The following is a 22,233-nucleotide window of genomic DNA, read 5'->3' as shown; positions in this document are numbered from 1 at the left end:
TTAGCCCTCCACCCGGCACACCCCAAACTCCACCTCCCGTAACGCCCCAACCCTCGCCGCTGCCCGAGTTGCCTGCCACCGGCAATGCCTTGCTCATCCTGAGCGAGCCCGGGGATCCTGTCGGTGACGGACGCGGTAAGGTGCTCAGCTATGACCCGCGCACGGCGGAATTCACGGTGACGGGCACTGAACGTCTGGTCCAGGTGAAGGTCCTTGGGGATCAGCCCTGGATTGGCGAGTTCCAATTGCCCACGAGTGGCGGCCCCCTCGTGCCAGGAACCTATGCCAACCTGACGTCAAGGGTGAATGAGGCCAACCCCAACGGCACGCAATCGTGGGGACCCGAGCCAGTTCTTCGCAACTGCACCTCACCAACAGGATTCATCAAGATCCTTGATGCCGGCTACAGCGGCGGGCAACTCACGCGCTTGAACCTGGAGTTCGAGCAGCGCTGCACCGCATTGACCGGATCCCTCAAGGGTCGACTGCGCTGGGATGCCAGCGATCGCACCGAACCTCCTGCACCTCCGCCTCCATCGGATGGCCTGTGGAGAGCGCCGGCAAGCAGCGTGCCGTCGGCTGGGAACTATGTCTACCTGGAAGGTGGAACGGGCAAGAACCTGAGCAGCGGTGCCAACTTTCTTTACACGCCTGAGAACGCCTTGATTCGGCTCAGTGCGGCCGGCCGCAATCTGCGCTTCTTGGTGGACGGGGACCTCCATTGGATCGGCGCCTTTTCCGGCATATCACCTCGCAATCAAGTTCAAATCGGGCACTATCCATATCTGCTCGAAGAACAGAGAAACAACCCAGCCAAGGGCGCACTGAAGTGGTACCAGCCCACCACTTCTTGCCCAGACAAGCTGGGAAGCTCCATAAACTCCAGCAACATCGAGGGCTGGGTGGCGGTGGATGCGCTCAAGTACGCAGGAGACCGCTTGCAGTTCATCGAAATGCGATTCGAGCAGCGCTGCGTCCACAGCCCCAACTCGCCAGCGCTGCGCGGACAGGTTCGTTGGACAGCTGCAGATGATCGACTCCCCCCCGCCCCCGCAATTGTTCCGGCTGGCCTGTGGACGCCACCCAGCTCCCAGTTGCCCACCACAGGCTCTTATGCCTACCTGACCAGCGAAGCTGGCGACTGGATCGGCGCTGGTGAAACGACGACGTTGACACCAGCGAACCATACCTTTGAGGTGTTTGAAAGCAACGGCCGAATTGAGGTTCACATCGGCGGCGCTGACGGTTGGCACGGCATCTTCGAAGGGCCTGCCTTCTGGGGCGCACCTCGTGCAGGCTACTACCCGAACCTCTTGAAGTTCACCTATGGGAATCCAGCCAAGGGCGGTCTGAGTTGGTCGTCGCCAGGCCGTGGCTGCCCCAGCAAAGGCTGGTTTGCCATCGATTCCATCAGCTACAGCCACAAGGTGTTGCGATCCTTGGATCTGCGCTTTGAGCATGGCTGCGAGGGATCCGCCGCAGTATCGCGTGGCAAGGTGAACTGGGTCAGCAATGACCCGGTGCTGCAGGCGGGTCGCGTCGATCCTGTTCCTGCTGCGCCGACGCGGCCACCCGCACCCGTTCCGCCCGCCCGCGGAAGCTACATCCTGCTCGAAGGCGGTGATGACGACTATGTGGGCGCCGGCAGGCGCTACCTCTACACGCAGGCCAATGCGCAACTGAAATTCCTCCGCAACAACAGGGAACTGTCGTTCTGGGTGAACGGCGACGATCGGTGGTCAGGGCAATTCTTGGTGCCTGTCAATCAGACGCTGAAGGAAGGCGCTGTTAGATTTGATCGCGTCGCCAGCGCCGCGGTTGAGCCCGATGTTGCGGGTCTGCATTGGAGCGGGGCAGGACGCGGCTGCACCTCTGTGGATCGCGGTTCTTGGTCAGTCGAGGGCCTCAAATGGTCAGGCGAGCAAGTGCTGTCTGCTGACCTGGCGTTTGTCCAGTATTGCGCAGGCGCTCAGTCGCCCCTCAAGGGCTGGATTCATTGGGAGACTCCTGAGCCTATCAAGCCAGACGATCCTGTGTATCCGCCACCGGCCGACCTCTGGCAATTGCCGGAGTCACTGCGCCCCGCGTCCGGCACCTACCTCTTCCTGCACAGCCCTAGCGGCGCCTTCATTGGAGACGGGCAGAACCGAGTGCTGACGCCCGACAACAGCAGCTTCAAGCTTCAACCCTACCTCACAGGCTTCGAGCTTCAAATGCAAGAAGGCTCGCGCTTTTGGATGTTGCGAGCTCTACCGATTGGATCTGGCCCCTTCAAACCCGGTCTGTACGCAGGAGTCTTGGGCTCGACGGATGCCAATCCTGCCCGTGGAGGCTTTGACTTCGGAGGCGACTCAAAAGCCTGCAACAGCCCTCAGGGCTGGTTCGTCATCGACTCAATCAGCTACGCGGGATCAGAGCCAAGCGCCATCGAAATGCGATTCGAAATGAGCTGTGAAATGCGATCCATGCCCGTTCACGGTCAACTCCGCTGGAGGCGTTGAGTCTATGCCTCGGCAAGCCCAGCACCCCGCATCGCTCGATCAATCTTGAATCTGCACGCCCTTCCAAAAGGCATAACGCCCGCGAATGGCGGCAGCCGATTCGGTCGGCTCGGCATAAAACCAGACCGCATCGGGGTTGAACTCGCCGTTGACGAACAGGCTCAGGTACTGGGCCTGGCCCTTGTCGCTGCTGCTGCGGTGGTTGCTGAAGCTGGTGTACTCGCGCTTCAGCGCCTCGGCGGGGAAGTAGTGGTTGCCGTCCATCAGCACCGTGTCATCGCTTTCGGCGATCACGACGCCGTTCCAGATTGCTTTGGTCATGCCTGCGGCCTCCCCGATTGGGTTCCATTCATCGAGCGGCGATTCTAGGAGGCCCGCGCGCATTCACCCGCCGACCCGCTGACCCGCTGACCATGTTGCGGCAGCGACAATGGCGCGGTGAAACGCTACCACTCCCACCAGAACAAAGACATCTTCGTCACGGCCGGTTCGGCCAAGACCTTGGCCCCGGGCAGCTTCGGGGTCTGCGCCATCGGCGGCGGCGCGGAGGGCTGGTCCGTCGTCCACATCGGGCCAGATGGCGATGTCGCCGACCTCGGCGGCGAGTACTACTTCGCCACGCCGGAAGAAGCCCTGGACTTCGTCAAGGAATTGATCGACTTGATGGTGGGCAAGGCCTGAGGGCAACGCAGCGCCCTGGGCGACACCTGTCTCTTCCGCGCTGCGCACAAATGCGCAGCAGCGCGGCAAAACCCTGAGCCGCAGCAGGGAGGGCCACCGCTATGCTCGGCGCGCCTCAGAGGCCCGGGCGGCTCCGAGGTGGGGCTGCTCCCTGAGTTGGAGCCTGGGGTTGCCCCGTCTGCCATGTCCTGTTTTTTGGTTTTTATTGAGGTCGACGCTGTGGCTGATCCAGCTGCAGCGGCGGCCCGGTTCCGACGGTCTCGTGTGAATCCTGTGCCCCGCCCTGCTGCTGCTCTCTCTTCTGCTGTTGATCGCGCGGCCCGCTGCCTTGGCTTCTTTGGCCGCCCTCGGTCTTTGACCACAAGCCCCACAGGCCTGTCGACCCTGATCTGCGCCCTGGGCTTCATGAGCCAGGCCGCAGTCGCCGCACCGCAAGCGGCCTCAGCCGCACGAAGCCCCGAGCCGGACGTCCATCAGATCACCTGGCTGATGCCCGACAGCAAGGTAGCCGGCCTCGGCACCGGGCGCAGCCTGGGGTTCTCCGATCGGCTGGTCGGCTATCTGAGCGAACACCTGCCCCACATCCAACACCGCAGCCTGGTGGCCAACAGCAAGCGCAGCTGGCAACTGCTGGCGCGTGGCGAGCCCGTGTGCATTCCCGCCGCGCTGCGCACCCCCGAGCGCGAAGCGCTGGCCTACTTCATCGACGCACAGTGGGTGCCCCCGCCCCAGCTGATCGTTCGGCGTGACCGGGTCGAACGGGTGCCGCGCAACGGCGCCGGCGAGGTGGATCTGGCCCGCTTGCTGAGCGACAGCAAGCTGCGCGGCGCCTTGTTCGAAGGGCGGAGCTACGGCCCCCACCTCGACTATCTGCTCAAGCAAGCCCAAGGCAGCAGCGCGATCGCGCTCTACGCCCACGCGGGCGCTTCCGACAAGCTGCTGAACATGGTGCTGGCGGATCGCGCCGACTACACCCTGGACTACAACTTCATGCTGCGTCTGCGCGCGCCGGACCACGAGGCCATCCAGCGCAGCCCGCCGCCAGCCAGCGGCCCGGGCGGCGATGCCGATCTACTGACCCTGCCGGTGCAGGGCGCCGACGAAGGCATGATTGGCGCCATGGCCTGCCCGCGCAATGCCTGGGGCATGGGCGCATTGCGCCAGGTGGACCGCGTGCTGGGCACACCTGCCGGTGCACGCTTTCTGCGCGAAGCCGTGGAGGGGCTGCTGAGCCCCGACATCCGGCGCCACTACGGCCCCAAGATCGACGCTTTCTACCGCGAACGCGCGCGGCCCTCCAAGCCGGGCTGAGGCCCGCCCGGCCAGTCCGCACGCGGCAGAGAAAGCAGCCCTTTCCGGCACACCCAGGCCAGGCTGGGCGGGCTATGCTGAGGGCCTGATCCGCTGCCCGCTTTGACTTGCCGTGTCTCGCTCCGACTCGCCGTGCTCGCGCGCCCTGCCCCTGAAGATTCAAATTCGTCGCTCAGCGGGCGGGTTGCGGCGCTTGCGTTTCTTGGGGACGCTCGTGCATGCGCTCATCGGCAGCGCGGCGCTTGCAGCGCCCTCGGACTCCGGCCCGCACGCCAACACCAGCGCGCCTCCGATGCGCTGGCTGCTTTCGCCCGAGCTGAAGGACGCGCAAGGCAAGGTGGTGGATGCATCGCCTCCCGAGCAGGTGGTTCGTTACCTGCAAGCTCACTGGCGCGACCAGGAGCACGAGATCCTGCGCGCCAACGGCTCGCGCAGCATGCAGATGCTGCGCGCCGGCGAGCCCTATTGCCACGGGGCCATGATCCGCAGCCCTGAACGCGAAGCCCTGCTGCTGTTCAGCACCACGGCCATGACCCCACCGCCCAGTCTGATCGTGGCGCGCCATCGGCTGGCCGCCTTGCCGCGCAACGCGGCCGGCGAGGTCGATCTGGTGACGCTGGTGCACCAGGGTCACTGGCGTGGCGCCCTGGTCAGCGGCCGCAGCTACGGCCCGGTGGTGGATGGACTGCTGCGTGCCCTCGGCCCCGAAAACAAGACCCCGGGCTTGAGCTTCTACTCACCGAGAGACTTCGGATCGCCCCTACTGGCCATGTTGCATCGGGGCCGTGCCGACTACACCATCGAGTACGAGTGGATCCTGCGCGCCCCCGGCACCGGCGACCGCGCCGCCGACGGCCTGGTGGCCGTGCCCATCCAGGGCGCCAGCCAACTCACGCGCAGCGGCATCGCCTGCCCACGCACCGACTGGGGCCGGGCCGCGATTGCACGCATCGATCGCATCCTGAGCACGCCCGAGGCCGTCGAAGCGCTCAAGCAGGCACATGAGGACCGCTATCCTGCGGAGGTCCGGCGCCGCTACGCCAACCAGCTCGATCAGTTTTACCGAAAGCGAGCCCAGCCAGGAGCATCACCATGAAGTCACCGAAGACCGCGTGCCAGCACGCGCTCGCGCTGGCCATCTGGTGGACCATCTGCGGGGCCGCTATCGAGCTGACCCCGGCGCACGCAGGCACCGACCGCAGCCCGGCAAGCGCGCCGCACGTGACGCACATCCTCTGGCTGCAAGGCAGCAGCGCGCGTCTCAACCCCATCGTGGCGTACTTGAAGGAACAACTCCCGGCCGTCCGCCACGAGGCCCTGGAAGTCAATGCAGTGCGCAGCTGGCAGATGGTCCAGCGCGGCGAGCCGGCCTGCCGGCCGAGCACGGTGCACACCCGGGCGCGCGAGGCCGAGGCCTATTTCGCCGACACCCTGCTGGCGCCGCCGCCCGAGCTGGTGCTGCGGCGCGACAAGCTGCATCTGCTGCCGCGCGACGCCGAGGGCGCGGCCGATCTGCGGGCGCTGCTGGCCCAGAAGCGTCTGCGCGGCGCCTTCGCGCGCGGGCGCAGCTTTGGTGACGCGGTGGACGCACTGCTGGTCGCCGAGCAGCAGAGCAAGAACCCCATGCTGGCCGACTACGCCACCGCCGCCTGGGGCGACCGCATGCGCGACATGCTGGCCCGGGACCGCACCGACTACCTGATCGACGCGCCCGGCGCGCTGCTCCAGCTGCAAAAGCTGGGCCTGGCGGCCGAGGACTACATCGCCCTGCCCATCCACGGCGCCACCGAACCCCTGGTGCTGGGCATCGCCTGCCCACGCAACGCCTGGGGTCGCGCGGCCATCCGGGCCATCGACCAGGCCCTGGGCACACCGGCTGGCGCCGCCCGCCTGCGCGAGATCGGCAAAGACTGGCTCAGCGCCGAGGCCCGCGAGCGCTACGCGCCGCAGATCGAGCAGTTCTTTCAGCGCCGCAGCAAGCCGCTGAACCCGGAATGATCCGCACTCAACCCTGGCCCAACAAAGCCGCGCCCAGTGCCTCGGCGACCTCGATGCCATCGACGCCGGCCGACATGATGCCGCCGGCATAACCAGCACCTTCACCGGCCGGGTAGAGACCCTTGATATTGAGGCTTTGGTAGTCGCGGCCGCGGGTGATGCGCAGGGGCGAGGAGGTGCGGGTCTCGACGCCGGTGAGCACAGCGTCGGGGCGCGAGAAGCCCTTGATCTGGCGCTCAAACGCGGGCAAGGCTTCGCGGATCGCGTCCAGGCAGTAGTCGGGCAGGCTGCCACGGCCTTTTTGCTGCAGATCGGTCAGGGTCACGCCGGGCTTGTAGCTGGGCTCGACATTGCCCAGCACCTTGGAGCGCTGGCGCTTGATGAAGTCACCGACCAGGGCACCGGGCGCCAGATAGCCGCCCTCGCCCAGCTCGTAAGCGCGGCTTTCCCAGATGCGCTGGAAGGCCATGCCGTCGAGCGGGCTGACCGGGCCTTCGTGCCTGCCGTCCTGGCGGTAGTCCTGCGGGTTGATGCCGACGACGATGCCGGCATTGGCATTGCGCTCATTGCGCGAGTACTGGCTCATGCCGTTGGTGACCACGCGCTCGGGCTCGCTGGTCGCGGCCACCACGGTGCCGCCGGGGCACATGCAGAAGCTGTAAACCGAGCGGCCGTTCTTGGCATGGTGCACCAGCTTGTAGTCTGCCGCGCCGAGGATGGGGTTGCCGGCGTTGGGCCCGAAGCGGGCCGCGTCGATCACGCTTTGCGGATGCTCGATGCGGTAGCCGATGGAGAAGGGCTTGGCTTCCATGAACACGCCGCGCTGATGCAGCATGGTGAAGGTGTCGCGGGCGCTGTGGCCCAGGGCCAGCACCACATGGTCGGTCCGGATTTGCTCGCCCGACTCCAGCGTCACGCCGCGGATGTGCTGGCTGCCATCGGCGCTCTTTTCGATCAGCACATCGCTGACCTTTTGCTCGAAGCGGATCTCGCCGCCCAGGGCCTCGATCTCGGCGCGCATCTTGATCACCATGCTGACCAGGCGGAAGGTGCCGATGTGCGGCTTGCTGACGAACAGGATCTCCTCCGGCGCGCCGGCCTTGACGAATTCGGTCAGCACTTTGCGGGTCAGGTGGCGCGGATCAGAGATCTGGCTCCAGAGCTTGCCGTCGGAGAAGGTGCCGGCCCCGCCCTCGCCGAACTGCACATTCGATTCAGGGTTCAGGCGCTGCTCGCGCCACAGGCCCCAGGTGTCCTTGGTGCGTTCGCGCACCTGCTTGCCGCGCTCCAGCACGATGGGGCGCAGGCCCATCTGGGCCAGGATCAGGGCGGCAAAGATGCCGCAGGGGCCGAAGCCGATGACCACCGGCCGGGGGCGCTCGCCGCCCTTGAAGAAATCCACCGGTGCATGGCCGACGAATTTGTACTGCGTGTCCGGTGAGGGCTTGATGTGCGGGTCGCCGGCGAACTGCTGCAGCACCGCCGCCTCGTCGCTGAGCTCGCAGTCCACCGTGTAGATCAGCTGGATTGCGGTCTTCTTGCGCGCGTCGTAGCTGCGCTTGAAGACGGCGAACCCCAGCAGCGCCGCATCGTCTTTCAGCCCCAGGCGCTGCAAAACCGCGGGGCGTAAGGCCTCCTCGGCGTGGTCCAGCGGCAAACGGAGTTCGGTGATGCGGAGCATGGCGTGTCGGAGTGGTTCAGGGTGAGCGAACAAGGGACGCGAGATGGGGCTGCGCATGGCCGCTGCGAGCGGCCGGCCCCCAAAAAAGCACAGGCCCTACCGCGAGGAAGGGCCTGTGATCAGCTCAGGCTGTGCCGGGTGTCCTTGCGTCGCAGGCCCGGGCACAGAAGGCTGGGAGGGATCAGCCGCCGCTGCTGGCGCGCTTGCCCGGGTTCTTCTTGCTGCGGGTGTGCGAGCCGCGCTCCAGGCTGATCTTTTGGCCGCGGGGAGCCGTGAAGGTCACGCCCTTGGGGGCGACGGGACGGGGGGTGGCGCGTGCAGCGGCTTCGGTGATGATCTTGTTGCCCATGATGGCTCCGGTACGGAAAAAGAAGTCGGAAAAAAACTGCAAAACCTGGGGTCCTGCGAACCAATCCACTGCCGCCGCCCGCACCGGCTTGGAGCGGCTGCGGCAGGGTGGGTCATGGATCGGACCTGGGATTTTACTGTGTTCTCGGCCAGCCTGGACCGGCCGCCCGCTCAGCCCCCTGCGCCGGGCGGCAAGAGCTGCTCCAGGGCCACCGGCCGATGCAGCAGAAAGCCCTGGCTGAAATCCACCCCCAGGCGGCCCAAGCGGGCCTGGGCGGCCTCGCTGTCGACACAGCCGGCCACCGTGCGCAGGCCCACCACCTGGGCCACATCCACAAAGGCGCGCACCGCGGCCTCGTCGAGCGGATCCTCGGCCAGATCGCGCACGAACTGGCCGGCGATCTTGAGGTAATCGAGCGGCAGGCTCTTGAGATAGCCGAAGCTCGATGCTCCGGCGCCGAACTCATCCAGCGCGGCACTGGCGCCCAGGGCCCGCACCTGTTCCAGAAACAGGGCCGCATCGGCCAAGCCGGCCAGGGCCGTGTGCTCGCTGATCTCGAAGCAGAGCTGGGCGCAGACCTCGGGGCCGGCCGCGCGCAGCAAGTCCAGGGCCCAGCGGTGAAACGCCCGGTCGCCGATGGCCTGCTCGGACAGATTGAGGCTCAGCAGCCCCACCTGGCGCGGCAGCCGCGCCTGCAGGCACTGCACCACCTCGGCCAGCACCCAGCGGTCGATCTGGGCCGCCATCTGAAAGCGGGCGGCCGCCGGCAAGAAGGCGGCAGGCAGCACCAGGCCCGGCGCAGCAGCAGCCGTCGCCGCCGCCTCGGCCTGGCCGCTGCCCGTGGGCGCCTCCTCGCGCATGCGCAGCAGCACCTCGGCCCGCAAAGCCCCCGGCGCCAGGGCGGTGCGCTGGCCGCGCAGCGAGCGGCGCCAGGCCTGGCCGACACCGGTTTCGCCGGCCTTGCCGGCCTCGGCCTGTTGGTTCGGGCCCGCCAAGGCCTCGATGCGCTGGCCGTGCAGGACAAAACGCCCCTCGCGGAGGGCCCGGGCGATGCGCGCCTGCCACTGCTGCTCGGCGCTGCGCGTGGCACGGTGGGCCGGGCTGTCCTGCCAGACCTGCACCCGGTTGCGCCCGGCCTGCTTGGCGGCGTAGCAAGCGCCATCGGCGGCCTGCAGCGCCAGCTCCAGATGGTGCCAGCGCCTATCGAGCGGCAGCAGGCCGATGCTGGCGCCGATCGGAAAGCGCCGGCCGTCGTGGCTGAACTGAAACGCCTCCATGCGCTCGCAGATCTGGCGCGCCACGCGCTCGGCCTGGGCCGGCGGGCAATGCTCCAGCAGCAGGGCGAACTCGTCGCCGCCCAGGCGCGCCAGGGTGTCGTGGCCGCGCACCACCCCGGCCAGCAGACGGGCCACCTGCTGCAGCAAGACATCGCCGACGGCGTGGCCACAGGCATCGTTGACGGCCTTGAACTGATCCAGGTCGATGTAGAGCAAGGCATGGCGGGCCGGGGTGGATTGGGCCTGATCCTCGGTGACATCTTCGGGCACGCCCTCGGCCGCCATGCGCTCCAGCAAGCCCCGCAGCCGGCTCTCGAACTCGCTGCGGTTGAACAGACCGGTCAGCGGATCGTGGCTGGCGCGGAAGCTCATTTCGCCGGCCAGGCGGCGCTGTTCGGTCACATCGTGGAACACCAGCACGGCGCCGAGCAGCTCGCCGCGCTCGTTGCGGATGGGCGCGGCCGAATCCTCCACGCCCAGGCGCCGGCCATCGGGCGTCAGCAGCAGGGCCTGGCTGGCCAGCCCCGCCGGCCGGCCCGTGGCCAGGCAGCGCGCAACCGGGTTCTCCAGGGTTTCGCCGCTGGTCTCGTGCACGACATGGAAGACCTGCTCTAGCGGCCGCCCAGCGGCGCTGACGGCGGGCCAGCCGCTCATGCGCTCGGCCGCGGGGTTGAGCCAACGCACCTGGCCGCGGGCATCGGTGGTGATGACGGCATCGCCGATCGAGCGCAGGGTCACGCGCAGCAGCTCATGCTGCTCGGCCAGTTCGGCCGCCAGCTGCTCGGCCAGCTCGGCCGCCAGGCGGCGCATCTCGGTCAGATCCCAGTTGCTGCCGACCAGGCGCAAGGCCCGGCCCTGCTCGTCGCGGATGACGCGGCCCGAGGCGCGCAGGTGATGCGTGCTGCCGTCCGGCCAGACCACCCGGAACTCGGTCAGAAAGGGCTGGCCGCTGTCGATGGCCTGCAGCATGGCCTGGTGCGAGGCCGCCAGATCCTGCGGGTGGACCTGGCGCGACCAGAGTTCGTAGGCGCTGGCCGGCGAACGCGCACCCAGGCCGGGTGCCGGCGGGATGAGGCCGTAGAGCCGGTACATCCAGCTGTCCCAGTGCATCTCGCCGCTGCCCAGGTCCCACTCCCAGATGCCGATCTGGCCGCTGTCGGCCGCCACCGAGAGGCGCTCTTCGCTGGCGCGCAGCCGGGCCTGCATCTGCACCTGTTCGCTGACATCCTCGACCGTGCCGACAAAGCCCAGCACCTGCTGCTGCGGCCCCAGCACCGGGCGGGCGCGCGAATGGACATGGCGCTCGCTGCGGTCGGGCCGACGCAGACGGAACTGCTGGTCGAACTCGCTGCGCAGGGCGGCACAGCGCTGCCATTCGGCCAGGACCCGCCCGGCATCGTCGGGGTGCAGGGTGGCCGGCCAGCCGCGGCCCAGGCTTTGCGCATGGCTGAGCCCGTAGATCGCCTGCCAGCGCGGGTTGGTGTAGGTGCATTCGCCCTCGGCATCGGTGGCAAAGATGCCCAGGGGCGAGGATTCGCTGAGGGTGCGCAGCCAGGCCTCGCGGGCCGCCAGCTCGCGCGCCATGCGCTGAGCCTCCAGCTCGGCGCGCCGGCCTTGCAAGGCCAGGGCGGCCGCCTGCGCCAGCTGGCGCAAAACCCCGGCCTGGCTGGCCGTGAGCCGGCGCGGCACATGGTCGAGCACACACAGCGTGCCCACCGCCTGCCCTTCACGCAGGCGCAGCGGCATGCCGGCATAAAAGCGCAGACCGGGCTGACCGGCCCGGCCGCGCACCAGCGGGCTGGCCGAAAACCGGGCATCGAGCGCCGCGTCGGGCACCTCAAAAAGATCCGTGCCCTGGATGGCGCTGTCGCAGCAGGTCAGCTCACGCGGCAGGGATTTGACCTCGCTGCAGCCCACCCCTGCTTTGAACCAGGCCCGCCGCGCATCCACCAAGGCCAGGCGGGCCACGGGCGCATCACAGGCCAGGGCGGCCGCCTGCACCAGGGCATCGAACTCGGCCTCGGGCTCGCTGTCCAGCACCTCCAGCGCGAGCAAGGCAGCCAGACGCTCGGTTTCCACCGAAGGCGGCAACATCTGCGACATGGGCCCCTCCTGCTGTGCGCCTGCCCAGCCATCCGGGCGGCGCGCTGCGATTCTTGCAATCGATTGTGCGGCGCCGCCGCCGGCGCCGCACCCGGGTTCGCCCTGATCCGCGAGCCCGCCGCGGGCCAGCTCAGCCGCGCGATTGCAAAAAGGCCTGCGCCAGGGCCCGGCCGCTACGCCAGGCGCCTTCGACCTTGCCGCCCATCAGCCAGTCGCCACACAGGCCAAGGCCGGCGGTGGCATCCCAGTCGCAGCCCAGGTCCAGCGGCGGCGCGCTGTCGGCATAGCGCCAGCGGTGCACGGCCAGCTGATCGGGCGCACGGCCGCCCAGCGCGGCAAAAGCAGCCAGCAAAGGCTCGCTGGCCTGCTCGGGCGTCAGCTCCAGATTCGCCTCGCTCCACTCGGCCTCGGCGTGCAGCAGCCAGGTCTCAGCCACGCCGGCCAGGGCGCGCCCGGGCTTGCTGCTGTCCCGTGCGACCCAGCGCAGCGGGCCCTGGTTGACGAAGGCGGCATCGAAATCCAGGCCCAGGGCCTGCTCGTAGTGCAGCATCAGCGCCCAGCTGCCGCGCATGCGGGCGGCGGCAGCGCGGGCACGTAGGGTCTCGCTGTGGCCCGCCAGCAGGGGCACGGCCTGCGGCGCGGGCACAGCCAGCAGCACCGCGGCAAACGCTTGGGTCGCCAGCGCCTGATGCTCGGCTTCAGCCAGCTGCAGCTGCCAGGCCCCATCGGCACGGCGCTGCAGGCCTTGCACCGTGGCCTGCAGCTGCACCGGCAGCGACTGGGCCAGCCAGCGCGCCGGCGCCGTCATCTGGGGCAGGCCGACAAAGCGCTCGGTCTCACCGGCGCCGCGCGCCTCGGGCTGTGGCCCGAAGACACGCAGGCGCGGCTGCCAGGGCGCGGCCACTCCGGCCGCCTGCCAGCGCGCCAGCTCGGCGCGGAACTCGGGGTCGCGGGCGGTGAAGTACTGGGCGCCGTGGTCGCATTGCCAGCCCTCGCCGCGGCGTGTGCTCATGCGGCCGGCCGGGCCGCGGCTCTTCTCGAACAGCTGCACCGGCACGCCAGCCGCTTGCAAAGCCTGGGCGCAGGACAGGCCGGCCAGGCCGGCGCCGACGATGGCCACGGGGGCGGCGGAGAAAACAGACATGGGCTGGGGCATCAGGATCGAACAGATTGCCGATTGTGCGGGCCCGCAGGCCTGCGGGTGGGTCGCTCGCCACAAGCGCCGCGGCCGGGCTCGGGCATTGCCGGCCGGCGCTGCGCGGCCCGCGGGCTTGGGCTAGGCTGCGCCCCATGAGTTCCTCACACCCAGCCCCGCCCCTGCACCCCAAGAAACTGCTGCACAGCAAATGGACCGCCTTGCAGCCGCAGCAGCGCGAGCGGCATTTCCTGGTCAGCCGGGTGATCGCACCCGAGATCGGCCCCAGCGGGCAGCCGGGCCCGATCGAGTGGATCGAGCTGGAGGCGGTGCTGTCCAAGCGGGTGCAGCGCCTGGCCTGGCGCGAGTTGCGCGACAGCGAGCGTTGGCGCCAGGGGTGGCTGGCATGAGTGAGGCCACCCCATTCCAGGGCATGGCCAGCTTGCCCGAGGGCTATCGCGCCCTGGTGATCGGCGCTTCGGGCGCCCTGGGCGCGGCCTTTGTGGAGCAGCTGCAGGCCGACCCGCGCTGTGCGGGCGTGACCGGCCTGCACCGGCACTCCGTCCCCGCCCTGGACTTTGCCGACGAAGCCAGCATCGCCGCGGCCGCACAAGCCCTGCGTGAGCAAGCGCCCTTCCACGTGCTCATCAACGCCGCCGGCCTGCTGCACAGCGCCGACTTCATGCCCGAGAAAAAGCTCGGCGAGCTCAGCTATGCCCAGCTGCAAGCCACCTTTCTGGTCAACACCTTCGGCCCGGCCCTGCTGCTGCGCCACTTGGTGCCGCTGATGGACAGGCAGCGCAGCGTGCTGGCCCTGCTCTCGGCCAAGGTGGGCAGCATCGAGGACAACCGCCTGGGCGGCTGGTACAGCTACCGGGCCTCCAAGGCGGCGCTGAACATGCTGATCAAGACCGCGGCGATCGAAACCAAACGCCAGCTGCCCGGCGCGGCCCTGATCGCTCTGCACCCGGGCACCGTCAACTCGGCCCTGTCGCGGCCTTTTCGGGGCGAGCAGATCGGCCGGCCGCCGGCCCTGGCCGCACGGGAAATGCTGGCCGTGCTGGACCGCGTGCAGGCCGAAGACAGCGGCAGTTTTCTGAGCTACCAGGGCGAGCGCCTGCCCTGGTGAACGCAGCCGGACCGGCTGTTGCCTGGGCAAGGGATGCCGCGCCCGGGCAATCGTGGCTATGCTGGGCGCTCCACGGAGCACGCCGATCAGGAGCCGATACATGCCCGGTTTGACGAAGAGCTGGAGATCGCGGGCCGCCGCGTTAGCGCTGGGCCTGGGGGGAATGTGGCTGTTGCTGCTGCTGAACGGCCCGGCCCAGGCAGCGCCCTGCAGCCGCCCGCTGCGCATCGCCATGATGGAATGGCCGCCCTACTTCTTCCCCAACGACAAGGGCGAGGCCGTGGGCGCCGACATCGAGCTGATCCGCGCGGTCTTCAAGGAAGCCGGCTGCAGCCTGGAGCTGGGCGAAGCCGTGCCGCGCAACCGCCGCTATGCCATGTTCAAGGCCGGCGAGCTCGACATCATCCCCGGCGCCTCAGACACAGCCGAGCGGCGCGAGTTCGCCTGGTTCGGCCGCGCCTACCGCATGGAGACGGTCAGCCTCTTCACCCTGCCCGCCAAGCTGGCGCTGTACCGCGATGTCAGCGGTTTTCAGGATGTGCTGGCCCGGCGCATTCCACTGCTGAGCCTGAACGCCGGTTGGTTCGGCGCCGACTACGAGGCCTACATCGGCCGCCTGCAGGAAGCGCGGCTGAGCTCCACCTTCGAGACCTTCGAGAAAGGCCTGCTGATGCTGGCCCGCGAGCGTGGCGAGCTGATCATGGCCGACCACGCCACCCTGCTCTTCGAAGCCGGGCGGCTGAAGATGGAGCTGGCGCCCCTGCCCTACCACCCCTCGAACGCGCCGGTGCACCTGATGTTCAGCAAGAAAACCGTCAGCGAGGACGAGGTGCAGCGCCTCAATGCCGCGCAGGAGCGGCTGGAGGCGCGCGGTGTGCTGCGCGCCATTCGGGCGCGCTACGGCGTGCAGTACTGAGAAGCAACCCGCCCTGGGCTCTTCACGGAAGGACTCGGTTGCCCACGCCGTGGTTCATGGCATTGAGCAAGTCGCCATTGTCCTGGGTCAGCTCCCAGGCGAACAGGCCGGCCAGGCCCTGCTTGACGGCGTACCGCCCCTTGGCGATGACGGCGCGCGGGTCGTCGTAACCCATCCAGAGCTTGTGCTTGGGGTGGAACAGGTTCCAGGCTTGGGTCTGGGCGTCGAACTGGGCCAGATAGCCGTTCAGGCCTTGGCCCTTGGGCCCGAGGTAGCGGGCGGCGATTTCGCGGTAGCCGGCCGAGCCATCGGCGCCGGGATAGCCGCCGGTCTTGCTGGCCCCGGTCTGCGCGCGGTCGACGCCGGCAAAGCCGCGGCCGTACATGGCCACGCCGCCCACCAGCTTGGCGCGCGGCACACCGGCGGCCTCGAGGTTGCGCACCGAGCGGTCGAGGCTGTCGTCGGCCTCGACCCCGGCGGTGTTGCGGCTGCTCATCAGCGTCGTGTGATTGCCCGCCGCGGCTGACCAGTTGCCGTAGAAGTCGTAGGTCATCATGAAGATGAGATCGAGCGCGGGGGCGGCCTGCTTGAAGTTGATACGCTTGACCACGGTCTCGCCGCTGTTGATGGCCGTGCTCAGCAGATAGGGCCGCCCGGTCTCGGCCTCCAGGCGCTGCAGGCCGCGGCGCAGGTCCACCATCAGGTCGGCATAGGCCTGGCCATCGGCCGGGCTGCCCAGAGGCACGCCGTTGGCGGAACCGTTGTCGCCTGGGTGCTCCCAGTCGATGTCAATGCCGTCAAAGCTCGGGTGATCGCGCAGGAACTGCAGAGACGACTCGACAAAGACGGCGCGCTTGGCCGCATCGGGCGCCATGTTGAAGAAGCCGTCCGAGCCGCCCCAGCCGCCGACCGAGGCCAGAACCTTGACCTGGGGCTCGCGCGCCTTCAAGCGCGCAAAGGCGGCGTCGAAAGTTTTCTCGGCGCCGCCGGTGCTGAGCTGGAAGTCCTTCTTGCCCTCGCAGCGCGCCGCGTCCTTGGCGATCTGACCCGGGCCGCACAGGCGCAGAAAGGAATACAGCAAGTGCGTCACGCTGCCGGCCGGGATGCGGTCGACATGGGCAGCGCTCTCCCACATGGGCACGTAGACCCCCACGACCTTGGCGCTGGTGCGCTCGACCGGCAAAGGCTTGCCGCCGAACAGGGGATAGGGCGTGGCCTCAGCCGCCTTGGCGGGCAGCGACAGCAAAGAGGCACACAGGGCGGAGGCGGCCAAGGCCAGACGGGAAGTGGACAGCGACAAGCACATCATCGAACAGCAAGCTCCAAACAAGGACGCTGGAGACTAGCAGGGCCCGCCCCGCGGCCGTCTCAAGATTGGCTTAAGCGCGGCACGAATGAGGGCGCAGGCCGCGCACGGCAGCCATCACTCACGGCGCCAGATCGACACGCAGCTGCAGCTCGCGCTGGGTCTGGGACTCGGCCGCCCGGGTGCTGAGCACGCCGCGCTCCTGCGCCTGCACGGCCGCGCCGGTGCGCGCCACTGTCAGCCACTCGCCCAGGCGCAGCTGCACGCTGCTGTCGAGCTGGGTTTGGCCTGCGGGCACACCGTTCGGGCCGGGCTCGCCCGAGGGGGTTTGCACCTTGATGTCCAGGCGCGCCGGCTGCTGGCCGCCGGGCCAGAACACGGCCACGGTGAAGCCGCGCGTCTGCTCGACAAAGCCGCTGCGTGGCACGGCGCGCACGCGCGCATCCGCCATGCCGGGCACGCCGCCGCCCGCCGCTGCGGCGCCGTCCATCTGCACCGAAACATCGACCCACTGCACCGGCACTTTCTCGTTGAGCTGGAACTGCGCCTGGCGGCCGTTCAGCACCAGCACACGCTGGGTCTGCTGGCCGCTCTGGCTGTGGCTGCTCGTGCTCAGGCTCACACCGGGCGTGGGCGAAACACTGCCGCCCGTGCCCACCACCACCGCGCCCTCACGCACGCCGGCGAGGCTGGCGCCGTCCATGCGGCTTTCCACCCAGCGCATCTCGACCCAGAGGTTGCGCGGGGGCAGCTTGGCCGCGGGCTGAGCGGCCGCGAGCAAGGGCATCAGGCCCAGTCCGGCAAGAAGCAGGCAGGCACGACGGGGAAGCAAGTGGGATGCGTTCATGCGCCCAGCATAGGCCGCCGCGACCTAGCACGCCAGCGCGGCCAGGGCCGGGATGCCGACCGGCGGCTGGGCTCATTGCATGTCAAGGGACAAGGTGCTGGCCGATTCGTCAACCACGAAGACGTGATGCTGAATCCCTGGCTTTGCAAAAGTGGCGCCCGGCGCAGGCGCCCGGCCGGCCGTGAGCGCGGGCTCTCGTGGCCGCGCCGAAGGCGACAAACAACAGTGGGGTGTCCAGCGGCATATCTCACCCTACGGCTGAATCTGTTTTGATCTGAACCGAACGCTCTCGCCTTGGCGGCTGCAGGCCTCAGAAGGCACCGTACCGTGCTGCGAGCCCTGCCCCCCGACAGCTGTGCACCAGGAGGAAGTTGCTTTGGAGGAATGTCAGCACGCGAACCGAACAAACCCGTCAGGCCAAAGCCTGCCCCCAGAACTGCTATGGCAAGAAACCAATCGCAAGGGGCGAGCGGAGTCCACCGGCGGCCTCAATGCCGACGCGCGCAAAGGCACCAGGGCTCCGCATCAAGCCACTCAAGAGTCAGAGCCAAACCAGGTAGCTATACAACTGCCCCGACGGACGAGCGCCGATGACTAGCACCTTGTTGCCCATCGGCATGAGATATCGGGGATATGAATCCTTGGTCAAGCCACGTCCCAGCAACTGCATGGGTGTCGCAGCAGGCTGGTTCACACCAGCCGGCACCCGGGAAACAAACCACTCGTTCTGTCCATAAATATTGACATTTTCCCCATAGGCCACGTACAGAAACGGGCTACCGCCGAGAACCATTCCCGAACTGAGATTCTTCAAGCCCAGCCCAACAGTACTCAGGGTCTGACCATCTAGATACGATGCAGTTGACTGTTCAAGAGAGTAAGTCCCTTCATTCAGGCGAACCGCTGCAACACCCCCAGCTTTATTGACAGTCCATAAACCCAGGCCAGCCTCCAGGGACAAAGCCTGCGGGTACCTCCAGGTATCAGTTTTCAGACCTGCCACCTCGTACTTCGCCAAGGCCTGCCCATTGGCAGTATCGTGCACCGAATAGAACCACGCAGGAAGATCCCCAAGAATTCCCCAGGAGACCAGCAATCGGTTTCCTTGAATCGCCAAACTTGCACCACTCAAACCAGCGACCGTAGCTGGACTTACATCTTGCACCGAAGTGATGGGATTCCCCGCCCCGTCAAAACCCCTCAAGCGGATAACTTGCTTGTAATTGCTCTCCGGCAAACGTAGAGTGGCATTCCAGGACAGCCATATTTGGTCACTGGTTGCAGCAAACGAAAACTTTTGACGCTCAGTGCTCCAGTCCGGCGAAGTTTCATTCGCGTCGTTGACATACTTCACCAATTGAACTGGCGACGCCCCCAGCACCTGCTGCCCTGTGCTCGAAAGGCGCCGCATCACAATGCCATCGCCGAAGGCAACAATTCGCAACTCATCGCCCATACGGACCAGGCGTGCAGTTTCATACCCAAACGCTGTTGCATTGGGACCGAACAATTCAGCAGATGTATAGGTGCGGCTCGCCACAACCTTTCCTACCGCATCAATATGAGTCAGCGCGATACCGTAACTCGGCAATTCCCCATTGACTTCGGAAGCCACCACCGCGTGGCTTTCAAAACCCACAACCCCCAGTACTGCACCGAGAGGCTTTGAACCAGAAGGCATCACCAAGTCTGTTGGCGGGGCGACCCCATAACCCCGATCAACCCCATCCCAATAGCGCAATTCTTCAATGATGTTTTTTCGTATACCCACCTGATTTTCAGCGGGCATATCAATTTGCCGCTTGACGATACCCACATTGGGCAAATACCACGTCGTCTGCTTGACTTCGTCTACATTCGCCACTTTCCCACTGCTGTAAACGGGGCGCAGCTGCATCGTGAGTATTGTCTTCAAGGTTTTGACCTGCGACCGGTCGGGCAAATCCAACACCTCCTCGCCTTCAACCCTCACCCAGATGGCCACATCAAAGCCGTCATTGCGTTTGTCACCATCCAGATCACGCCCGATATCCGCCAGGCGGCGGTCGTAGACGTTGTATTGCTCCCCTTGCCGGACAGGTGAGCGCAACTCAACAAAGTCCAGCAAATCCGTGGACACGCCTGGCAGGAGACTGGCACGCAAGCGCTGGCGTACCACGCCCGCCTCAATCACCAGGGGCTCAAGCCCTCCCGTGGAAACAGGCCCCATCCCGAACGGATTGCTGGCCTGCTCCTGAACGCCTGCCCCTGCGCCACGCTGAGTCACCAGATTGGTGTAGGGGGTATCGGGCGCATACAGACCGACCCACTTGACCAGCCCCTGGTAGGTCCAGCGGTACTGGTCCTTCATCGGGCGAAGGACGGCCGCGTCGGCATACAAGACGGCGCCGGCAGTCGGCGCACTGGGCATGAGCCCCGAGATCGGCACATCTGGCACGCTGGGCGTCCCGGATCCGGTGTCGCCTCCACCCCCTCCACCGCACGCCGCAGCAAGTGCCGCCGTAGACAACACAACGGCCAAGCGCAGGCTTTGTAAAACTCTCATGGACTCCTCCCTCATTCACGATTCTCGTCAGGCGTCTTTTGCAAACTGCCCGCGTCTACTTCAAACGAACCTATTTTGTCAGCTCTGTCTGCGTCTGCGCATTCTTCCATTGGCGCAGCGGCCACAACAGATTCAGCGCCAGGCCGGCCAGTACCAGGCCGGCGGCGATCAGCTTCCAGGCCGGCAGGCCTTCGCCCAGCACCAGGGCCGCGGTGCTCATGCCGAAGACGGGCACCAGCAAGGCCAAGGGCACGACGGTGGCCGGCGCATGGCGGGCCAGCAGCCAGCCCCAGGCGGCGTAGCCGAACAAGGTGTTGCCCAGGGCCTGCCAGAGCACCGCGGCCCAGGTGCCGAGATCCGCCTTGTGCAAGCCCGCGGCCATGGCCTGCGGCCCCTCGACCAGCAGGGACAGCAGCAGGAGCGGCGGCACGGCGAAGACGCTGGTCCAGACCATATAGGCCAGCATGTTCACGCGCCCGGCCTGCTTGCCCACCATGTTGGCGCAGGCCCAGCTGAAGGCCGCGGCCAGCACCATGGCCAGGCCCAGCGGCGTGGCGCTGCCGTCGGTGTGGCTGGCGATCAGGGCGATGCCGGAGGCGGCCAGGCCCAGGGCCAGCCATTGGTAGCCCTTGACCGGCTCGCGGGTCAGGCGCATGGACAGCATCAGGGTGAAGAAGACCTGGGTCTGGATCACCAGCGAAGCCAGGCCGGGCGAGATGGCCGGCTGCGGCCCACGCATGGCCAGAAACAGCAGGCCGAACTGGCCAACGCCGATCAAGAGCCCATAGCTGGCGAGATTGCGCCAAGGCAGATCGGGCCGTTGAATGAAGAACACCGCCGGCAGCACGGCCAGGCTGAAGCGCAGGGTGGCAAAGAGCAAGGGCGGCAGGGCGTCAAGTCCCAGCCGGATGACGACGAAATTGCTGCCCCAGATGGCCACCACGGCCAAGGCCAACAAAAAGTGCGCGAAGGGCAGGCGGTTGCTGGCGCTCATAGGGCTAGGCGTCGAGGGTGGGTGCGCCCAAGCCTAGCAGCTGCTTGCCCTCTGCCGGATCCGGCCGGGCGGCCACCGCCCATGAGCCCCATCAAGCCATCAGGCCCGGCGACGCCCCTGGCTGACCATCACACCAAGGGCCAGCAAACCCGCCAAGAGCAGAGCAGCGCTGGCGGGCTCCGGCACCGGCGACACCTGGCCAGCGCCATTGATCGTGTTGACGAAGCTGCCCATGTCCTTGTTCAGATAGCCACTGGTCACCAGCACATAACGGCTGCCGGCGCTCAGGTCGAGGCTCAGCTTGGCGGCACCAAAGCCAAGGCCGCTGGAGCCCTTGAGGATGTTGACCCGCGCATCGGCCGGATTGAAGGCGGTTTGGTAGAGGAATAGGTAGTTGTCCCACACACCACCTGTCGGGCTGGTGTCACCGGGCACCAAGCTTTCAAAACTGTAGCTGCCGGCTTGGCTGACGCTGAACTCGAAGGCATTGAAATGCACCGCATTGGCCACGGTGGACAGATTGGGACCGCTGCCGATCAGGCGCTGGAAGGTCGGGCTGCTGCTGATGTCGCCGCTGAACTGGTAGGTCTCAGCCTGGGCGGCGCCAGCGGTACTGAGCAGGCAGGCGGCGGCCAGGGCCGCAAGTCGGAACATATTGTGGGGCTTGGTATTCATGAGAAAGGTCTCCTCCTCGATCGATGTTGTGAGTGCGGGCCTGGCGCGCATGGCATTGAACTGGCCCGCGACGGCTCCGCCGCCTTACCGCCTAACGGTCGGTTCAGTCGGGGAGCGGAATATAGAGTTCTTTCCCCCAGCTTCGCACCAGGGAAAACCAGCCTACGCCAACGAAGAAGCAATCAGCGCCGCCGCGCCGCCCGATCGGCCGGGTAGATGACCACGCGCTGCAGCCAGAGCGCGAACTTGTGGCCGCGCGGCTGGGCCGTGCCCTGCAGGCCGGCCAGCAAAGCGTCCGCGCGCAGTTGCAGGCGGCGACCGCGCGCATCGAGGCGGCAGCGCGCCGGGTCCAGCCGGGCCTGCACAACCCAGGCTTGCGGCAGGTCCACGCCCGCGGCGCGCACCTCGTCGCAGGAGAGCCAGGGCTGGCCCTCGGCGTCGCGCTCGATGTGCAGGTAGGCACCCATGAAGCTGTAGCGCTGACCCTGGACATCGGCCCAGCGCGCCGGCGCGGCCCAGGCCCAGAGCTCGGGCAGCCCTTCCGCCAGGGCCGGCAGCAAAAAGAACCACAGCCCCGGCGCACAGAAGATCAGGCCCCAGAAGCCCAGCCCCCAGAGCGGCAGCAGGCACAGCAGCAGGCCGAACACCCCCTGGCCGAGCAGGCGCAGGCCCGACTGCTCGCCATTGCTGCGGCGCACCGCCGCACGCATGGCCCGCCGCAGCGCCTGGCTTTGGCGGGCGGCAATGGCGTCCAGATCGGCCCAGGCCATGGCAGTGGCAGCCCT

The 22,233-nt window shown here is 67.3% G+C and carries 19 protein-coding genes; 8 read left to right on the top strand and 11 right to left on the bottom strand.

Going from position 1 to position 22,233, the window contains the following annotated elements; genetic code table 11:
* Window positions 1-68: 68 nt before the first annotated feature.
* The gene (locus C1O66_RS19205; protein WP_165794693.1) at window positions 69-2,501 is read left to right on the top strand and encodes a protein kinase family protein; all 2,433 of its coding nucleotides are present in this window, start codon (window positions 69-71) and stop codon (window positions 2,499-2,501) included.
* Window positions 2,502-2,540: 39 nt separating this feature from the next.
* Here the strand turns inward: C1O66_RS19205 and C1O66_RS19200 are convergent, their stop codons facing one another.
* Window positions 2,541-2,822 carry a DUF427 domain-containing protein gene (locus tag C1O66_RS19200; RefSeq protein WP_102769367.1) on the bottom strand — a complete coding sequence of 94 codons (282 nt, stop codon included), beginning with the start codon at window positions 2,820-2,822 and terminating at the stop codon, window positions 2,541-2,543.
* Between the two features lie 117 nt (window positions 2,823-2,939).
* On the opposite strand from C1O66_RS19200, the gene C1O66_RS19195 reads away from it, so the two are divergent.
* The 4 genes from C1O66_RS19195 (at window position 2,940) to C1O66_RS19180 (ending at window position 6,491) form a co-directional block, all read left to right on the top strand.
* A complete protein-coding gene (locus tag C1O66_RS19195) occupies window positions 2,940-3,182 on the top strand; it encodes a hypothetical protein (protein ID WP_102769366.1) in 243 nt (80 codons plus the stop codon).
* A gap of 354 nt (window positions 3,183-3,536) precedes the next feature.
* Complete coding sequence (locus tag C1O66_RS19190; RefSeq protein WP_102769365.1) at window positions 3,537-4,493, top strand: hypothetical protein; 957 nt, start codon at window positions 3,537-3,539, stop codon at window positions 4,491-4,493.
* A 214-nt stretch (window positions 4,494-4,707) separates the two neighbouring features.
* The gene (locus C1O66_RS19185; protein WP_133155301.1) at window positions 4,708-5,589 is read left to right on the top strand and encodes a hypothetical protein; all 882 of its coding nucleotides are present in this window, start codon (window positions 4,708-4,710) and stop codon (window positions 5,587-5,589) included.
* The gene (locus C1O66_RS19180) at window positions 5,586-6,491 is read left to right on the top strand and encodes a hypothetical protein (protein WP_102769363.1); all 906 of its coding nucleotides are present in this window, start codon (window positions 5,586-5,588) and stop codon (window positions 6,489-6,491) included. Before C1O66_RS19185 ends, C1O66_RS19180 begins: the two co-directional genes overlap by 4 nt.
* Before the next feature lie 7 nt (window positions 6,492-6,498).
* On the opposite strand, the gene C1O66_RS19175 is transcribed toward C1O66_RS19180, so the two are convergent.
* The 4 genes from C1O66_RS19175 to C1O66_RS19160 form a co-directional block, all read right to left on the bottom strand.
* Complete coding sequence (locus C1O66_RS19175) at window positions 6,499-8,172, bottom strand: NAD(P)/FAD-dependent oxidoreductase (protein ID WP_102769362.1); 1,674 nt, start codon at window positions 8,170-8,172, stop codon at window positions 6,499-6,501.
* 181 nt (window positions 8,173-8,353) lie between these two features.
* The gene (locus C1O66_RS23990; RefSeq protein WP_165794692.1) at window positions 8,354-8,521 is read right to left on the bottom strand and encodes a hypothetical protein; all 168 of its coding nucleotides are present in this window, start codon (window positions 8,519-8,521) and stop codon (window positions 8,354-8,356) included.
* A gap of 170 nt (window positions 8,522-8,691) precedes the next feature.
* On the bottom strand, window positions 8,692-11,901 hold the full coding sequence (locus C1O66_RS19165; protein ID WP_102769360.1) for an EAL domain-containing protein: 3,210 nt from the start codon (window positions 11,899-11,901) through the stop codon (window positions 8,692-8,694).
* Between the two features lie 130 nt (window positions 11,902-12,031).
* Window positions 12,032-13,045 (bottom strand): NAD(P)/FAD-dependent oxidoreductase, encoded by a 1,014-nt coding sequence (locus C1O66_RS19160; protein ID WP_102769746.1) that lies wholly within the window; start codon window positions 13,043-13,045, stop codon window positions 12,032-12,034.
* 146 nt (window positions 13,046-13,191) lie between these two features.
* Here C1O66_RS19160 and C1O66_RS19155 point away from each other — a divergent pair, with 146 nt between their 5' ends.
* The 3 genes from C1O66_RS19155 (at window position 13,192) to C1O66_RS19145 (ending at window position 15,081) form a co-directional block, all read left to right on the top strand.
* Window positions 13,192-13,446, top strand: a complete 255-nt coding sequence (locus C1O66_RS19155; RefSeq protein WP_102769359.1) for a TIGR02450 family Trp-rich protein — start codon at window positions 13,192-13,194, stop codon at window positions 13,444-13,446.
* Window positions 13,443-14,165, top strand: a complete 723-nt coding sequence (locus C1O66_RS19150) for an SDR family NAD(P)-dependent oxidoreductase (RefSeq protein WP_102769358.1) — start codon at window positions 13,443-13,445, stop codon at window positions 14,163-14,165. The genes C1O66_RS19155 and C1O66_RS19150 overlap by 4 nt, the downstream gene beginning before the upstream one ends.
* Window positions 14,166-14,265: 100 nt before the next feature.
* Window positions 14,266-15,081, top strand: a complete 816-nt coding sequence (locus C1O66_RS19145; protein WP_165794691.1) for a substrate-binding periplasmic protein — start codon at window positions 14,266-14,268, stop codon at window positions 15,079-15,081.
* A 22-nt stretch (window positions 15,082-15,103) separates the two neighbouring features.
* On the opposite strand, the gene C1O66_RS19140 is transcribed toward C1O66_RS19145, so the two are convergent.
* The 6 genes from C1O66_RS19140 to C1O66_RS19115 form a co-directional block, all read right to left on the bottom strand.
* Entirely contained in the window at window positions 15,104-16,390 is a 1,287-nt protein-coding gene (locus C1O66_RS19140) for a glycoside hydrolase family 18 protein (RefSeq protein ID WP_102769356.1), read from the bottom strand.
* 118 nt (window positions 16,391-16,508) lie between these two features.
* On the bottom strand, window positions 16,509-17,234 hold the full coding sequence (locus C1O66_RS19135) for a hypothetical protein (RefSeq protein WP_133155300.1): 726 nt from the start codon (window positions 17,232-17,234) through the stop codon (window positions 16,509-16,511).
* Window positions 17,235-17,775: 541 nt separating this feature from the next.
* Entirely contained in the window at window positions 17,776-19,779 is a 2,004-nt protein-coding gene (locus C1O66_RS19130; RefSeq protein ID WP_165794690.1) for a hypothetical protein, read from the bottom strand.
* A gap of 70 nt (window positions 19,780-19,849) precedes the next feature.
* On the bottom strand, window positions 19,850-20,755 hold the full coding sequence (locus C1O66_RS19125) for an EamA family transporter (protein WP_207796037.1): 906 nt from the start codon (window positions 20,753-20,755) through the stop codon (window positions 19,850-19,852).
* A gap of 117 nt (window positions 20,756-20,872) precedes the next feature.
* Window positions 20,873-21,448, bottom strand: a complete 576-nt coding sequence (locus C1O66_RS19120; protein WP_102769352.1) for a PEP-CTERM sorting domain-containing protein — start codon at window positions 21,446-21,448, stop codon at window positions 20,873-20,875.
* Between the two features lie 182 nt (window positions 21,449-21,630).
* Window positions 21,631-22,218 carry a hypothetical protein gene (locus C1O66_RS19115; protein WP_102769351.1) on the bottom strand — a complete coding sequence of 196 codons (588 nt, stop codon included), beginning with the start codon at window positions 22,216-22,218 and terminating at the stop codon, window positions 21,631-21,633.
* Window positions 22,219-22,233: the final 15 nt, after the last annotated feature.

Source organism: Paucibacter aquatile, assembly GCF_002885975.1.
Taxonomy (GTDB): Bacteria; Pseudomonadota; Gammaproteobacteria; order Burkholderiales; family Burkholderiaceae_C; genus Paucibacter_A; species Paucibacter_A aquatilis.
The sequence above is the reverse complement of the archived record's forward strand: the minus strand, read 5'-3'. Positions and strand labels throughout refer to the sequence as shown.

Excerpts from the sequence above, each read along its gene's own strand:
- C1O66_RS19175 (WP_102769362.1), bottom strand. The coding sequence starts at position 8,172 with ATGCTCCGCATCACCGAACTCCGTTTGCCGCTGGACCACGCCGAGGAG.
- C1O66_RS19160 (WP_102769746.1), bottom strand. The coding sequence starts at position 13,045 with ATGTCTGTTTTCTCCGCCGCCCCCGTGGCCATCGTCGGCGCCGGCCTG.
- C1O66_RS19120 (WP_102769352.1), bottom strand. The coding sequence starts at position 21,448 with ATGAATACCAAGCCCCACAATATGTTCCGACTTGCGGCCCTGGCCGCC.
- C1O66_RS19140 (WP_102769356.1), bottom strand. The coding sequence starts at position 16,390 with ATGATGTGCTTGTCGCTGTCCACTTCCCGTCTGGCCTTGGCCGCCTCC.
- C1O66_RS23990 (WP_165794692.1), bottom strand. The coding sequence starts at position 8,521 with ATGGGCAACAAGATCATCACCGAAGCCGCTGCACGCGCCACCCCCCGT.
- C1O66_RS19145 (WP_165794691.1), top strand. The coding sequence starts at position 14,266 with ATGCCCGGTTTGACGAAGAGCTGGAGATCGCGGGCCGCCGCGTTAGCG.
- C1O66_RS19165 (WP_102769360.1), bottom strand. The coding sequence starts at position 11,901 with ATGTCGCAGATGTTGCCGCCTTCGGTGGAAACCGAGCGTCTGGCTGCC.
- C1O66_RS19135 (WP_133155300.1), bottom strand. The coding sequence starts at position 17,234 with ATGAACGCATCCCACTTGCTTCCCCGTCGTGCCTGCCTGCTTCTTGCC.
- C1O66_RS19180 (WP_102769363.1), top strand. The coding sequence starts at position 5,586 with ATGAAGTCACCGAAGACCGCGTGCCAGCACGCGCTCGCGCTGGCCATC.
- C1O66_RS19130 (WP_165794690.1), bottom strand. The coding sequence starts at position 19,779 with ATGAGAGTTTTACAAAGCCTGCGCTTGGCCGTTGTGTTGTCTACGGCG.
- C1O66_RS19150 (WP_102769358.1), top strand. The coding sequence starts at position 13,443 with ATGAGTGAGGCCACCCCATTCCAGGGCATGGCCAGCTTGCCCGAGGGC.
- C1O66_RS19155 (WP_102769359.1), top strand. The coding sequence starts at position 13,192 with ATGAGTTCCTCACACCCAGCCCCGCCCCTGCACCCCAAGAAACTGCTG.
- C1O66_RS19200 (WP_102769367.1), bottom strand. The coding sequence starts at position 2,822 with ATGACCAAAGCAATCTGGAACGGCGTCGTGATCGCCGAAAGCGATGAC.
- C1O66_RS19115 (WP_102769351.1), bottom strand. The coding sequence starts at position 22,218 with ATGGCCTGGGCCGATCTGGACGCCATTGCCGCCCGCCAAAGCCAGGCG.